The organism is Achromobacter pulmonis (genome assembly GCF_021733725.1).
Taxonomy (GTDB): domain Bacteria; phylum Pseudomonadota; class Gammaproteobacteria; order Burkholderiales; family Burkholderiaceae_B; genus Achromobacter; species Achromobacter pulmonis.
Genome location: NZ_JAIFOT010000001.1, coordinates 2,989,031 through 3,002,928, shown reverse-complemented (window position 1 = coordinate 3,002,928; position 13,898 = coordinate 2,989,031). Strand labels below are relative to the sequence as shown.

Below are 13,898 nucleotides of genomic sequence, written 5' to 3'. Positions count from 1 at the left end.
CACCCCCGTCGGCGTTGCGGAACGTCGTTGTTCCCTGCCGCGGATCGCGGCGCTTGGCATGGGCCGCCGCATGCGGCCGGCCCACCAGCCATCAAGCAATCGCCATGCCAGGCTGTCGCCCTCCGCCTCGCCGTGACCCGCAAACCCGCGCCAATGCTGGCGCTGCGCGCACTGACGGGGAATCCGCGCGCCGCCGAGGGCCGCGCGCGCCCCCCGGCGGCGACCCATCTTGGTGCGCATTCCCATACGGCACCGCACCAACCCTGTGCGGTCGGTGACGCCCGGGCAGGCAGCCCGCGGGCGCGCCGCCCCGGGCATGGAATTTGCATGGGAAACGCGGAGCCCGCGCCCTGGCGCCGGTTCCGCCAAATAAGTTATGGCTATATGGATTCAAGAAATCGGAAGTTGTGGGGATGAGACCCGGTCCCTATGATCGTTTGACCTTCTGCCGGGTGCGCCCGAGGCTGCTTGATGAAGCTATTCCCGTTTTTTGCCGACCTGAAAGACCGGCCCGTGCTGGTCGTGGGCGGTGGCGCGGTGGCCGAGCGCAAGACGCTCGCGCTGCTGCAAGCCCAAGCCGCCGTGGCCGTGGGCGCCCCCGAACTGACAGCGCCCCTGGCCGCCCTGGCGGCCGAGGGCCGCATCCGCCACCTGCCCGGCCGCTTCGATCCGGCCTGGCTGGACGGCGCCTGGCTGGTGGTGGCCGCCACCGATGACCGCGACGTCAACGCCAGCGTATCCGAGGCCGCCGCGAGCCGCCGGCTCTTCTGCAACGTGGTGGACGACCCCGCGCTGTCTTCGTTCCAGGTGCCGTCCATCGTCGACCGCTCGCCGGTGATCGTGGCCATTTCGTCGTCGGGCGTGGCGCCGGTATTGGCGCGGCGCCTGCGCGAGCGCATCGAATCGCTGTTCGACCACAGCCTGGGCCAGTTGGCCGCCCTGGCCGAACGCTACCGCATCCGCATCCGCGCCGGCCATCCCGACCTGGGCGCGCGGCGCCGTTTCTACGATTGGCTGCTGGACGGCCCGGTGGCCGGCCTGCTGCGCCAACAGCGGCCCGAAGCCGCTGCCGCCGCCCTGGACACGGCGCTGGAGCGGCCGCTGGCGCCGGCCGAAGGCAGCGTGGTGCTGGTGGGCGCCGGCCCCGGCGATCCCGGGCTGCTGACCTTGAAGGCGCTGCGGGCGCTGAATGAAGCCGACGTGATCCTGTACGACCGCCTGGTCAGCGATGAGGTCATGACACTGGCGCGCCGCGACGCCGAGCGCATCGCGGTGGGCAAACTGCCCGGCGAGGACCATCACGCCACGCAGGCGCGCATCCACGCCCTGCTGGTCGAACACGCCCGCGCCGGCCGCCGCGTGGTGCGCCTGAAGGGCGGCGACGCCTTCATCTTCGGCCGGGGCGGCGAGGAACTGGAACACCTGCGCGCGCACGGCGTACGCTACGAAGTCGTGCCCGGCATCACCGCCGCGCTGGCCTGCGCCGCCTATGCCGGCATTCCGCTGACCCACCGGCAGCACGCGCAGTCGGTGCGCCTGGTGACGGCGCACTGCCGCGAAGACGAGGACAACCTGGATTGGCCGGCGCTGGCGCGCGAGCGGCAGACGCTGGCGTTCTACATGGGCGTGGGCCAGTTGGAACGGCTGACGCAGCGGCTGATCCAGCATGGCCGCGCGCCGGATACCCCATTCGCGCTGGTCGAGAACGGCAGCCGCCCCGGCCAACGGGTGCTGTCGGGCCCGCTGCGCGACCTGCCGCAACTGGCGCGGGCCCATGCCATACGCTCGCCCGCCCTGCTGATCGTGGGCGAGGTGGCCGGGCTGGCGCAATCCCTGCATTGGTTCGGCGAGCACCTGGAAGGCGCGCCGCAAAGATTGGCGGCGTAGCGGCCGGCGCCGCCGGGCCCGGGCCGCATCGCCCGGGCGGGATGTCAGTCGGTCTTCTGCGTGGTGCCGAAAATGCGGTCGCCGGCATCGCCCAGGCCCGGCATGATGTAGCCGTGCTCGTTCAGGCCATCGTCGATCGACGCCGTATAGATCTGCACATCGGGGTGCTTGGACAGCACCGCGTCGATGCCGACGGGCGCCGCCACCAGCACCAGCGCGCGGATTTCCTTGCAGCCGGCGCGCTTGAGCAGGTCGATGGCCGCAACCATCGAACCGCCGGTGGCCAGCATCGGATCGACGATCAGCGCCAGGCGCTGGTCGAGCTCGCCCACCAGGCGCTCCAGGTAAGTGTGGGCTTCCAGGGTCTCTTCATTGCGGGCCACGCCCACCACGCTGACCTTGGCGCCGGGAATCAGGCTGAGCACGCCGTCCAGCATGCCGATGCCGGCGCGCAGGATCGGCACCACGGTGACCTTCTTGCCGGCGATCTTCTCGACCTGCACCGGGCCGCACCAGCCTTCGACCGTGGCGGGCGCCAGCGGCAGGTCCTTGGACGCTTCGTAGGTGAGCAACGCGCCCACTTCCTGCGACAGTTCACGGAAGCTCTTGGTACTGAGGTCGGCGCGCCGCATGATCCCGAGCTTGTGGCGGATCAGCGGATGGCGGATTTCGTGCACGGGCATGTGCGTAAATCTCCAGGATTATTGATAGACAGGGGTGTTCGCCTCAGGCGCGCCGCCACGGACATGGCGCGCGCCTGGGAATCGTAATCGGTTTGGCGGGCGGGTGCAGCGGGCAGCGTCAACCTTTATTGTTCGGCCAGCCAGGCAATCAGGGCGTCATCGAAAGCGCGCACCGCGCCGGCCTGCTCATGGTTGACGATGCTGACCACCACGTAGCGCTTGCCGCTGGCGCCCAGCACATAGCCGGCGATCGCGCGCACGTCGCGCAGCGATCCGGTCTTCAGGTGGGCCATGCCAAGCGTGCCTTCGCCCTTCATGCGGCGGCGCACGGTGCCGTCGACGCCGGCGATCGCCAGCGACGCAATGTACTCCGGCATCACTGGCGAGCTCCAGGCCAGGGTCAGCATCGACGCCAGGCTGTCGGCCGACACCCGCGCCTCGCGCGACAGCCCGGCGCCGTTGTCGATCACCAGTTCCGGCATGTCCAGGCCCTGCCGGGCCAGCAGGCTCTTGGCCACGCCGCTGCTGCTGGCCACCGTGGCCGGGCGGCGCCCGCGCTCGGCGCCCAGGGTCAGCAGCAGCGTGCGCGCCATGACATTGTTGCTGCGCTTGTTGATCTGGCGGATGACCTCGGCCAGGGTCGGCGAATCATGCGAGGCCAGCACCACGGCATCGCCCGGCACCACGCCGGAGCGCACCTGGCCCTTGAACGTGCCGCCCAGCTCCTTCCACAACAGGCGGAACAGCTCGGTAGCGTAGTCGGTCTGCGACAGCGCCAGCCGGTACAGGTCGAACTCCCCGCAGGAGCCGGCCACCTTGCCGCCGATGCGCAGGGTGACGCCCTGCTGGGTGATGACCGGATCGGTCGACACCACCGGCGCGCCCGGGCAACGGGCCTCGCTCCATTCGACCCGGCCTTCGATCTTCAGGCCGGGCAGCGGCGGGTCGATCAGCGGCACCCATTTGTTGGCGACGGGGTCGGGGGTGAACAGGATGCGCACGGCGCCGAAGCCCACCATCAGCGCATCGGGACTGGCGTTGTAGGCCCGGTCGGGGGCCCCGTCGAAGGCGCCGGGGTCGGTGGCGACCTGGCCGAAGATGCTGCGGTCGATCACCAGGTCATTGATCTGCTTGACGCCGCGCAGACGCAGCTCGCGCAGCAGCACCCACAGGTCCTGCATCAGGAATTGCGGATCGCCGCCGGCGCGCAGGTAGAGCGGTCCGGGCAGCACGCCCTTGGCGTCGGGGCGGGCGCCGGGCTCGGTCATGAAGGCGGTGCGCCAGACATAGTTCGGCCCCAGCTCGGACAGCGCCGCCCAGGTCGTGACCAGCTTCATCACCGAGGCCGGGTTGCGCGCTTCCTTGGCGTTCAGGGCCGCCAGCCGTGGCCCGCCGACTTCCTGCACCACCAGCGACAGCGCGCTGTCCGGCAGCTTGCTGGCCTTCCAGGCATTGACCACGCTGGGCGGCAGGCCCGGCACCTGGGCGCAGGCGGCGCCGGCCGCCAGGGCCAGCAGTCCACCGGCCAGCCATTGCCACAGCCCGCCCACACGCTTTTTCCCTAGTCCCGTCATGCCCTGTCCACCCGGTTGCTCGTCCTGCAAAACCGTGAGCATACAAAACCTGGGACGGTTACGGGCGACGGCGCCTGCCGCAAGCGCGCGCCGGCCGCCCCGTCGGCGCCGCTACGGTTGCAGTTTCCACTTGCCGCCGGCCACCGTGGCCATGACCAACGCGCGCTCGTCCAGGCCGTTGTGGTCGGTGGGACTCATATTGACCACGCCGGTGGCGGTCGGCAGGTTCTTGACGTTTTCCAGCGCATCGCGCAGCGCCGCGCGGAATTCCGGGGTGCCTGGCTTGGCCACCTTGAGCGCCGCCGGCACCGCCTGCTGCAACAACAGGCCGATATCCCAGGTATAGGCGGCGAACAGCGAAACGCTGCCCGCGCCGTTGGCGGCCTCGTACTTTTTCACGAATGCCTGCGCCGTGGCCTTGACCGGATGGGTGTCGGGCAGCAGGCCGGCCACCATCACCGGCCCCACCGGCACCCAGGCGCCGTCGCAGGCCGCGCCGCAGACGCGCAGGAAATCGTTGTTGGCCACGCCGTGGTTGAAGTAGATCTTGCCCTTGTAGCCGCGTTCGCGCAGCGCCCGCGCCGGCATCGCCGCCGGCGTGCCGGAGGCGCCCACCACCACGGCATCGGGCGCGGCGCCCACCAGTTTCAGGGTCTGCGCCACCGCCGAGGTATCGGTCGGAGCGAAGCTCTCCTTGCCGACGATCTCGATGCCGTGCCGCTTGGCGGCCTTTTCCACTTCCACCCAGAAGGTCTCGCCCAGGGCGTTGTTGAAACCGATGAAGGCCAGCTTCTTGACGCCGTTGGCGGCGGCATGGCGGGCGATGCCCTCGGCCATCAGCGAGTCGGAATGCGGCGTCTTGAAGATCCAGCGGCGCTTGTCGTCCACCGGGTCGATCAGGCGCGCCGACGACGCCAGCGTGATCACCGGCGTGGCGCCGCTGGCCACGGTGTCCAGCATGGCCATGGTGTTGGGCGTGGTGGACGAACCGATGATCAGGTCGACCTGGTTTTCCGAGATCAGCTTGTGCGAATTGCTGACCGCGCGGGTGGTGTCGGAGGCGTCGTCCAGCACCACGTATTCGACCTTGGCGCCACCGATCTCGGTCGGCAGCAGGCTGATGGTGTTGCGTTCGGGAATGCCCAGCGAGGCCTGGGGACCGGTGGTGGACAGGGTGGCGCCGATCTTCACCTGCGCCAGCGCGGGCGCGGCGCCCGCGACCAGCAGGGCCGCCAACGCGGCCGTCAACGTGCTACGAGGGGTCATGCGGTATCTCCTTTGGGGCGCGGATATCGTTATGCGTCTTGCCGATCCGCTACGGCGTAATAGGGTTATACGACGGGATCCTCCCCGTGCGACAGGAAGGCGCCCTCATGGAAAACCAGGGCGCCGCCGTGATCGTCCGGCGCGTGCAGGCGCCGCACTTCGCCAATCAGCACGGCATGGTCGCCCACCTCCAGCACCTGGCGGGTGACGCATTCGAAGCGGGCGGCGCAATCGTCGAACACGGGAATGCCGTCCTCGGTGGCGTACCAGTCCAACCCCGCGTAGCGGTCGGCCACCGGTTGCGAGAACACCCGCGCCAGGTCGCGCTGCGGCGCCGCCAGCACATGGATGGCGAAGCCGCCCCGGGTGGTGAAGTCGGCGTAGTGGATGCTGGCCCGGCGCAGGCTCCACAGCACCAGCGGCGGCGTCAGCGACACGGGGGCGAAGGAATTGACCGTCAGGCCGATCGGCCCGTCGGCGCCGGCGGCGGTCACCACCGTGACGCCGGTGGCGTAGCGTCCCAGCGCCCGGCGCAACTGGGCCGGACTGAGATCATGGCTGGCGCTCATGGCGGCTCCGTCGGGGCTCAGGGTCAGGCCGGCACCGCGCTGGCCCTGGCCACGCCCGACAGCGGCAGGGCCTCGGTCATCAACCGCTGCATCGAATCGATCACCTGGTCCTGCGGCATCAGGCCGAAGTTGTGCAGGCTCATGACGTGGTCCAGGCCCATGTCGGCCAGCCGCGCCAGCTTGTCGGCCACGGTGCGGGCCGAGCCGAACAGCGACAGGCCGCTGGCAATGATGTCGTCGTAGACCTGCTTGCGCGCATACAGGCGGGTTTCCACGTACAGGTCGAAGGCGCGGGCGGCGCGCTCGCGGGCCTCGCCGTCGGTCGCGGCCACATGGGTGTGCAGCGCCACCGCCGCCATGCCGCTGGCGTCCTGGATGCCGGCCTCGGCCAGGCCGCGGCGGTAATCCTGCATCATCAGCCCGATCTCTTCGAAGTTATCCACAGCGGCGTACGGCACGAACAGCATGCGGCGCCCCTGGCGACCGACGTGGTAGGCGGCCTCGCGGCGCAGAATGGCCACGTACACGGGCACCGGCTGCTGCACCGGCTGCACGTTCAGGCGCACCGCATCGATGCGGTTGAACTTGCCCTGGTGGCTGACGCGCTCGCCGGCCAGCAGGCGCTCGACCAGCATCAGGTTTTCGTCGAAGCGCTCGCGCTTGGCGGCCGGATCGACGCCGTAGCCCTCGAACTCGTGCTTCAGATAGCCCGAGCCCACGCCCAGCGACAGCCTGCCTTGCGAAAGCTGGTCCACCAGGGCATAGTTTTCGGCCACCGTGAGCGGGTTGTGGAAGGTCAGGATCGAGATGGCCGTGCCCAGCCGCAGCCGCGTCGTCTGCTGCGACAGCGCCGCCAGGAACACTGCCGGATTGGGCACCGCGCCGTATTCATGGAAGTGATGCTCGGCCACCCAAAAGGTGTCGTAGCCCAGTTGTTCGGCGCGGCGCGCCTGCTCCAGCACCTGGCCGTACAGTTGGCCCAGGCTGCGGGGCTGGTCGGGGTAATGGTCCTGCACCGAGAAGATGGACATCTTCATTGCTTGTCTCCGTCTTTGTCCGACCGTGCCGCCGGACCGATATCCGGCCCGGTTATTTGTCCGCCACGGCAGGCTGATGTATTTTTTAGTAATACACGTATTCTAATAAGAGACGAACTGATGTCAACAGAAAGCAGCACCGGTATCCAGTCGGCCGAAACCGCCCTGGACGTCCTGACCCGCCTGGCCGAGCTGGGCGGCGCCGTGTCGGTGTCGGAGCTGGGCCGCAGCCTGGACATGCCGCGCGCCAAGGCGCACCGCTACCTGGTCTCGCTGGAACGGCGCGGCTATGTCGAGCAGGATCCCGCCAGCGCCCGCTACCGGCTCGGGCCGCAGGCCTTGCATACCGGCCTGGCGGCGCTGGCCGAGGTGGATTTCGTCAAACTGGCGGCCGGTTGCCTGGAAGACCTGAGCGCGGCCATCGGCCAGACCGTCTTCATTTCGGTCTGGGGCCAGCATGGTCCCACCATCGTGCAATGGCGCGACGCGCGGCTGCCGGTGACGGTGAACGTGCGGGTCGGCTCGGTGCTGCCGCTGCTCAACAGCGCCACCGGGCGGGTCTTCGCGGCCTGGTCGCCGGAAGCGCTGGCATTGCCGCGCGCCCTGGCCGAATGGGATACCGCGCAGCGCCAGGGGGCCGACGCCGCGCGCCTGCTGGACGATCCCGCCGCCGACGGCCTGCCATTCGATCCGGCCGATCCCGCCGCCGCGCTGCGCGCGCGCTGGCAGGCGACGCGCCAGCGTGGCTACGCCAGCGTCAGCGGCCACCTGCTGCACGGCATCGACTCGGCCGCGTTGCCGGTGCTGGACGCCCAGGGCCAATTGGCCGGCGCGATCACCGGACTCGGGCTGCACGGTGGCTTCGACCTGGCGCCGGACGGCGCGCCGCTGCGGGCGCTGACGGCGGCGGCGGCCGACTGCTCGCGCCGGCTCGGCTGGCGCGGCGGGCGCTGACCCGCCGTTCCGGGACGCGGTCCGGGCGCCGTTTTCGCCAGCCCCTTTACAATACGCAGTTGCCCAGAGCCGCCCCGACAGGTCCGGCTCGCTTTTTTGCCGCCGCCCAAGCCGGCGGCCCAGCGGCCGGCCCAGGCCGCGCCCGCCCCTGATACCGATACCCGCGTGCAAGCCCTTACCGTTTCCGATTTCGACTACGAGCTGCCTCCCGAGCTCATCGCGCAGACGCCCGCCGCCCAGCGCACGGGCAGCCGCCTGCTGCACCTGGACGCCGCCAGCCAGCTGCATGACCGTCAGTTCAGCGACCTGCAAGGGCTGCTGCGCCCCGGCGACCTGCTGGTGTTCAACGACACCCGCGTCATCAAGGCCCGCCTGGCCGGCCACAAGATCACCGGCGGCAAGGTCGAGGTGCTGGTCGAACGCATCACCGACACCGACCGCGCCCTGGCGCACGTGCGCGCCAGCAAGTCGCCCGGCGCCGGCATGGTGCTGCGGCTGGCCGACGCCTTCGACGCCACGGTGCTGGGCCGCGACGGCGAGCTGTTCGACATCCGCTTCCCCGGCCCGGTGCTGGAATTGCTGGACGCGCATGGCGCCACCCCGCTGCCGCCTTACATCACGCACGCCGCCGACGCCGGCGACGACGACCGCTACCAGACCGTCTACGCCCGCGAACCGGGCGCCGTGGCCGCGCCGACCGCCGGCCTGCACTTCGATCAGGCCACCCTGGACCGCCTCGCGGACCTGGGCGTGGCGCGCGCCTTCGTCACGCTGCACGTGGGCGCCGGCACCTTCCAGCCAGTGCGCGTGGACAACCTGGCCGACCACATCATGCACGCCGAATGGTTCACCGTGCCGCAGGCCACGGTGGACGCCATCGGCGCCGCCCGCGCCCGCGGCGGCCGCGTCATCGCGGTCGGCACCACCAGCGTGCGCGCCCTGGAATCGGCCGCCGCCCAGACCGAGGGCCGCACCGCTCCCGGCCTGGCGCTGGCCGCCGCGCAGGGCGACACGCGCCTGTTCATCACCCCTGGCTACCAGTACCGCGTCATCGACGCCCTGGTCACCAACTTCCACCTGCCCCAGTCGACCCTGCTGATGCTGGTGTCGGCGCTGGCCGGCGTCGAGCCGATCCGCCGCGCCTACGCCCACGCCGTCGCCCAGCGCTACCGCTTCTTCAGCTACGGCGACGCCATGTTCATCGAATCCCCCGCCCCATGACCGGACTGAATTTCGAACTGCTCGCCACCGACGGCGGCGCCCGCCGCGGCCGCATCACGCTCAACCACGGCGTGGTGGAAACGCCCATCTTCATGCCCGTGGGCACCTATGGCAGCGTCAAGGCGATGATGCCGCACGAGCTCAAGGACATCGGCGCGCAGATCGTGCTGGGCAACACCTTCCACCTGTGGCTGCGCCCGGGCACGGAAATCATGGAAAAGCATGGCGGCCTGCACGGCTTCATGCAGTGGGACAAGCCGATCCTGACCGATTCGGGCGGCTTCCAGGTGTTCAGCCTGCAGGGCATGCGCAAGATCACCGAGGAAGGCGTGAAGTTCGCCTCGCCCATCGACGGCGCCCGCCTGTTCCTGACGCCCGAGGAATCGATGCGCATCCAGCGCTCGCTGAACTCGGACATCGTCATGGTGTTCGACGAGTGCACGCCCTACGAGATCGACGGCCGCCCCGCCACCGTCGAGGAAGCGGCCCGCTCGATGCGCATGTCGCTGCGCTGGGCGCGCCGCTCGCGCGAGGAATTCGACCGGCTGCAAAACCCCAACGCGCTGTTCGGCATCGTCCAGGGCGGCATGTACGAATCGCTGCGCGACGAATCCCTGGCCGGCCTGCAGGACATCGGTTTCCACGGCTACGCCATCGGCGGCCTGTCGGTGGGCGAGCCCAAGGAAGACATGATGCGCATCCTGGCGCACGTCACGCCCAAGCTGCCGGCCCAGGCGCCGCGCTACCTGATGGGCGTGGGCACGCCGGAAGACCTGGTCGAGGGCGTGAGCCGCGGCGTCGACATGTTCGACTGCGTCATGCCGACCCGCAACGCCCGCAACGGCTGGCTGTTCACCCGCTTCGGCGACGTCAAGATCCGCAACGCCAAGTACCGCGACGACACCCGTCCGCTGGACCCGAGCTGCGCCTGCCACACCTGCGCCCACTTCTCGCGCGCCTACCTGCATCACCTGCAACGCGCCAACGAGATCACCGGCGCGCGCCTGAACACGCTGCACAACCTGCATTTCTACCTGACCATCATGAAGGAAATGCGCGAGGCCATCGCCGAAGGCCGCTTCGACGCCTGGCGCGCGCAGTTCGCGGCCGACCGGGCGCGCGGGGTCGACTAGCGCGGGGCCGGCGCCGGCGGACCTAGTGAAAACCACGAGACCGCCGGGGCTTTTTATTTGGCGATCCGCCCCCATCACTGCGCACAGGCCATGACTGGTAGCCCGGAATAACCTCGCTACAATAGTCGGCTTGCCCTTCCATGGCTCGCGCGGGGATGGGCACAGAACAAGATCGTCGACAGCACGATACAAACAAACCCAAACAGACTAAACGCAGGAGAATTACATGTCCGCTATCGATACCGCCAGCCTTGTCGTGGCCCAGGCCGCCGCCCCCGAAGGCAATGCGCTGATGGGCATGCTGCCCATCATCCTGATGTTCGTGATCCTCTATTTCCTGATGATCCGTCCCCAGATGAAGCGCCAAAAGGAACACCGCAACCTGATCGCCGCCCTGGCCAAGGGCGACGAAGTCGTCACCGCCGGCGGCATGCTGGGCAAGGTCACCAAGGTGAACGACAGCTACGTTACCGTCGAAGTCTCGGAACTGGCCGACAAGCCGGTCGAGGTCATCATGCAGAAGTCGTCGGTGTCGACGGTGCTGCCCAAGGGAACCATCAAGGCCCTGTAAGCGTCCCACAGGAGCTCCGCCGCCGGGCCCCGGGGTCCGGGGCGGCAGCCGCCCCGCCGTCCGTCGCGCCAGCTGCCCGGGCGGCCTTTTCTCCACTCTTACATGACGTAGCCGGCAATGAACCGCTATCCCCTCTGGAAGTACATTACGGTCCTGATTGCGGTCCTCATCGGCCTGCTGTATACGCTTCCCAATTTCTACGGCGAGTCGCCCGCCGTCCAGGTTTCCAGCGCCAAGGCCACCATCAAGGTGGATCCGGCCATGCGCGACCGGGTCGAGCAGGTACTGGCCGACGCCAAGATCCCCAACGACGGGGTCTACTACGAACAGAACGGCACGCTCGGCACCGTGCGCGCCCGCTTCTCCTCGACCGACCTGCAACTGCAGGCGCGCGACCTGATCGACAAATCCCTCAACACGGTGCAGGGCGACCCGCACTACACCGTGGCGCTGAACCTGCTGCCGGCCTCGCCCGCCTGGATGCGCGCGATGGGCTGGTTCGAGCCCAAGCCCATGTACCTGGGCCTGGACCTGCGCGGCGGCGTGCACTTCCTGCTGCAAGTCGACATGCAGGGCGCCCTGACCGCCCGTTACGACTCGCTGGCCGCCGACGTGCGCTCGGTGCTGCGCGACCAGAAGGTCAATGTGGCCGGGGTCGAGCGTTCCGGCATGAGCGTGGCCGCCACCTTCGCCAACGCCCAGGACCGTGACCGCGCCATCGCCGCCTTGCGCAGCCGCCTGCCCGACCTCGAATTCACCGAAAGCGAGGAAAATGGCAAGCTGCTGCTGATGGGCGCGCTGAACCCGGCCGCCGTCACGCGCGTGCAGGACTCCGCGCTCAAGCAGAACATCAGCACGCTGCACAACCGCATCAACGAACTGGGCGTGGCCGAGCCGGTCATCCAGCAGCAGGGATCGGACCGCATCGTGGTCCAACTGCCCGGCGTGCAGGACGTGGCCAAGGCCAAGGAACTGCTGGGCCGCACCGCCACCCTCGAAATCCGCATGGTCGACGATTCTCCGGCCGCCCAAGCCGCGCTGCTGGGCGGCACGGTGCCGTTCGGCCTGGAGCGTTATTCCGACCGCGACGGCCGCCCGATCCTGGTGCGCCGCCAGGTGCTGCTGACCGGTGAAAACCTGCAGGATGCCCAACCCGGCCGCGATTCCCAGACCCAACAGGCCGCCGTGCACCTGACCCTGGATTCCAAGGGCGCACGCATCTTCCGCGACGTCACCCGCGACAACATCGGCAAGCGCATGGCCATCCTGCTGTTCGAGAACGGCAAGGGCGAAGTGGTCACGGCCCCGGTCATCCGCAGCGAAATCGCCGGCGGCCAGGTGCAGATCTCGGGCAGCATGACCTCCGAGGAAGCCGCCGACACCGCCCTGCTGCTGCGCGCCGGCGCGCTGGCCGCGCCGATGTCGATCATCGAGGAACGCACCATCGGCCCCAGCCTGGGCGCCGACAACATCTCGAAGGGCTTCCATTCGACCCTGTACGGCTTCATCGGCATCGCCATCTTCATCATCGTCTACTACCACCTGTTCGGCGTGTTCTCCACGATCGGCCTGACCTTCAACGTGCTGCTGCTGCTGGCGCTGCTGTCGATGCTGCAGGCCACGCTGACGCTGCCGGGCATCGCGGCCATCGCGCTGACACTGGGCATGGCGATCGACTCAAACGTGCTGATCAACGAGCGGATACGCGAGGAACTGCGCAACGGGGCTTCGCCCCAGCAGGCCATCCACCATGGCTTCGAGCGCGCCTGGGGCACGATTCTCGACTCCAACCTCACCACGCTGATTGTCGGCCTGGCCCTGCTGGCATTCGGTTCGGGCCCGATCCGCGGTTTCGCGGTGGTCCATTGCCTGGGCATCCTGACCTCGATGTTCTCGTCGGTCGTGGGCGTGCGCGCGCTGGCCAACCTCTGGTACGGCCGCAAGAAGAAACTCACGTCGATCTCCATCGGCGAAGTCTGGAAGCCGAAGACCAACTGAACATGGACACGGGCGGCCACGCCGCCCGTCACCGACTAGCCAGGGCAAAAAATGGAATTTTTCCGGATCCACCGCACCATCCCGTTCATGCGCCACGCGCTGGTGCTGAACATCATCAGCCTCGTCACCTTCGTGGCGGCGGTCTTTTTCATCATCACGCGCGGCTTCCACCTGTCGATCGAATTCACCGGCGGCACGGTCATGGAGGTCAACTACGCCCAGACCGCGCAGCTCGAAAGCGTGCGCGGTGTGGTCTCGAAGCTGGGCTACACCGACTTCCAGGTGCAGAACTTCGGCACCTCGCACGACGTCATGATCCGCCTGCCCCTGCAGGAAGGCCAGACGTCCGCCACCCAGAGCGAAACCGTCCTGTCCGCGCTCAAAGCCGCGGACCAGGGCGTGGAACTGCGCCGCGTCGAGTTCGTCGGTCCGCAGGTGGGCCAGGAACTGCTGCACAACGGCCTGATGGCGTTGCTGATGGTGGTCATCGGCATCATGATCTACCTGGGCTTCCGTTTCGAATGGAAGTTCGCCGTGGCCGGCGTGCTCGCCAACCTGCACGACGTGGTGATCATCCTGGGCTTCTTCGCCTTCTTCCAGTGGGAATTCTCGCTGTCGGTGCTGGCCGGCGTGCTGGCGGTGCTGGGCTACTCGGTGAACGAATCCGTGGTCATCATGGACCGGATCCGCGAGAACTTCCGCAAGTACCGCAAGGCGAACGTGCAGGAAGTCATCAACAGCGCGATCACCCAGACCATCTCGCGCACCATCATCACCCACGGTTCGACCCAGATGATGGTGCTGGCCATGCTGTTCTTCGGCGGCCCCACCCTGCATTACTTCGCCCTGGCCCTGACCATCGGCATCTGGTTCGGCATCTACTCGTCGGTGTTCGTCGCCGCCGCGCTGGCCATGTGGATGGGCGTCAAGCGCGAAGATCTGATCAAGCCGGTCAAGAAGGAAGGCGAGGAAGGCGAGGTCGCCTGAGTCGTTTCCTGGCCCCGA

At 68.6% G+C, this 13,898-nt stretch carries 12 protein-coding genes; 7 read left to right on the top strand and 5 right to left on the bottom strand.

The window, feature by feature from the left end; genetic code table 11:
* Positions 1-471: 471 nt before the first annotated feature.
* The gene (cysG, locus tag K2W61_RS13850; RefSeq protein ID WP_175141673.1) at positions 472-1,887 is read left to right on the top strand and encodes a siroheme synthase CysG; all 1,416 of its coding nucleotides are present in this window, start codon (positions 472-474) and stop codon (positions 1,885-1,887) included.
* Positions 1,888-1,931: 44 nt separating this feature from the next.
* Here cysG and upp read toward each other — a convergent pair whose 3' ends face one another.
* The 5 genes from upp to K2W61_RS13825 form a co-directional block, all read right to left on the bottom strand.
* Positions 1,932-2,570 carry a uracil phosphoribosyltransferase gene (gene upp / locus K2W61_RS13845; protein WP_175133638.1) on the bottom strand — a complete coding sequence of 213 codons (639 nt, stop codon included), beginning with the start codon at positions 2,568-2,570 and terminating at the stop codon, positions 1,932-1,934.
* 125 nt (positions 2,571-2,695) lie between these two features.
* Positions 2,696-4,144 carry a D-alanyl-D-alanine carboxypeptidase/D-alanyl-D-alanine endopeptidase gene (gene dacB / locus K2W61_RS13840; RefSeq protein ID WP_236756985.1) on the bottom strand — a complete coding sequence of 483 codons (1,449 nt, stop codon included), beginning with the start codon at positions 4,142-4,144 and terminating at the stop codon, positions 2,696-2,698.
* 111 nt (positions 4,145-4,255) lie between these two features.
* The gene (locus K2W61_RS13835) at positions 4,256-5,410 is read right to left on the bottom strand and encodes an ABC transporter substrate-binding protein (RefSeq protein ID WP_175133637.1); all 1,155 of its coding nucleotides are present in this window, start codon (positions 5,408-5,410) and stop codon (positions 4,256-4,258) included.
* A 65-nt stretch (positions 5,411-5,475) separates the two neighbouring features.
* Entirely contained in the window at positions 5,476-5,979 is a 504-nt protein-coding gene (locus K2W61_RS13830) for a flavin reductase family protein (protein ID WP_175133636.1), read from the bottom strand.
* Positions 5,980-6,002: 23 nt separating this feature from the next.
* Positions 6,003-7,016 (bottom strand): LLM class flavin-dependent oxidoreductase, encoded by a 1,014-nt coding sequence (locus K2W61_RS13825; protein WP_236755842.1) that lies wholly within the window; start codon positions 7,014-7,016, stop codon positions 6,003-6,005.
* Positions 7,017-7,136: 120 nt separating this feature from the next.
* On the opposite strand from K2W61_RS13825, the gene K2W61_RS13820 reads away from it, so the two are divergent.
* The 6 genes from K2W61_RS13820 to secF all read left to right on the top strand — a co-directional run bounded on the left by K2W61_RS13820 (position 7,137) and on the right by secF (position 13,880).
* Positions 7,137-7,970, top strand: coding sequence for an IclR family transcriptional regulator (locus K2W61_RS13820; protein ID WP_175141676.1), 834 nt, complete (start codon positions 7,137-7,139; stop codon positions 7,968-7,970).
* A 165-nt stretch (positions 7,971-8,135) separates the two neighbouring features.
* Positions 8,136-9,191 (top strand): tRNA preQ1(34) S-adenosylmethionine ribosyltransferase-isomerase QueA, encoded by a 1,056-nt coding sequence (gene queA / locus K2W61_RS13815; protein ID WP_236755841.1) that lies wholly within the window; start codon positions 8,136-8,138, stop codon positions 9,189-9,191.
* Positions 9,188-10,324, top strand: coding sequence for a tRNA guanosine(34) transglycosylase Tgt (gene tgt / locus K2W61_RS13810; protein ID WP_175133632.1), 1,137 nt, complete (start codon positions 9,188-9,190; stop codon positions 10,322-10,324). The genes queA and tgt overlap by 4 nt, the downstream gene beginning before the upstream one ends.
* Before the next feature lie 226 nt (positions 10,325-10,550).
* Positions 10,551-10,895, top strand: coding sequence for a preprotein translocase subunit YajC (yajC, locus tag K2W61_RS13805; RefSeq protein ID WP_175133631.1), 345 nt, complete (start codon positions 10,551-10,553; stop codon positions 10,893-10,895).
* Positions 10,896-11,012: 117 nt separating this feature from the next.
* Complete coding sequence (gene secD / locus K2W61_RS13800; protein WP_175133630.1) at positions 11,013-12,893, top strand: protein translocase subunit SecD; 1,881 nt, start codon at positions 11,013-11,015, stop codon at positions 12,891-12,893.
* A 51-nt stretch (positions 12,894-12,944) separates the two neighbouring features.
* Positions 12,945-13,880 (top strand): protein translocase subunit SecF, encoded by a 936-nt coding sequence (gene secF / locus K2W61_RS13795; RefSeq protein WP_175133629.1) that lies wholly within the window; start codon positions 12,945-12,947, stop codon positions 13,878-13,880.
* Positions 13,881-13,898: the final 18 nt, after the last annotated feature.

What these genes read in the sequence shown, in the direction of transcription:
- cysG (WP_175141673.1), top strand. Translation starts at nt 472, where the DNA reads ATGAAGCTATTCCCGTTTTTTGCCGACCTGAAAGACCGGCCCGTGCTG.
- upp (WP_175133638.1), bottom strand. Translation starts at nt 2,570, where the DNA reads ATGCCCGTGCACGAAATCCGCCATCCGCTGATCCGCCACAAGCTCGGG.
- dacB (WP_236756985.1), bottom strand. Translation starts at nt 4,144, where the DNA reads ATGACGGGACTAGGGAAAAAGCGTGTGGGCGGGCTGTGGCAATGGCTG.
- K2W61_RS13835 (WP_175133637.1), bottom strand. Translation starts at nt 5,410, where the DNA reads ATGACCCCTCGTAGCACGTTGACGGCCGCGTTGGCGGCCCTGCTGGTC.
- K2W61_RS13830 (WP_175133636.1), bottom strand. Translation starts at nt 5,979, where the DNA reads ATGAGCGCCAGCCATGATCTCAGTCCGGCCCAGTTGCGCCGGGCGCTG.
- K2W61_RS13825 (WP_236755842.1), bottom strand. Translation starts at nt 7,016, where the DNA reads ATGAAGATGTCCATCTTCTCGGTGCAGGACCATTACCCCGACCAGCCC.
- K2W61_RS13820 (WP_175141676.1), top strand. Translation starts at nt 7,137, where the DNA reads ATGTCAACAGAAAGCAGCACCGGTATCCAGTCGGCCGAAACCGCCCTG.
- tgt (WP_175133632.1), top strand. Translation starts at nt 9,188, where the DNA reads ATGACCGGACTGAATTTCGAACTGCTCGCCACCGACGGCGGCGCCCGC.
- yajC (WP_175133631.1), top strand. Translation starts at nt 10,551, where the DNA reads ATGTCCGCTATCGATACCGCCAGCCTTGTCGTGGCCCAGGCCGCCGCC.
- secD (WP_175133630.1), top strand. Translation starts at nt 11,013, where the DNA reads ATGAACCGCTATCCCCTCTGGAAGTACATTACGGTCCTGATTGCGGTC.
- secF (WP_175133629.1), top strand. Translation starts at nt 12,945, where the DNA reads ATGGAATTTTTCCGGATCCACCGCACCATCCCGTTCATGCGCCACGCG.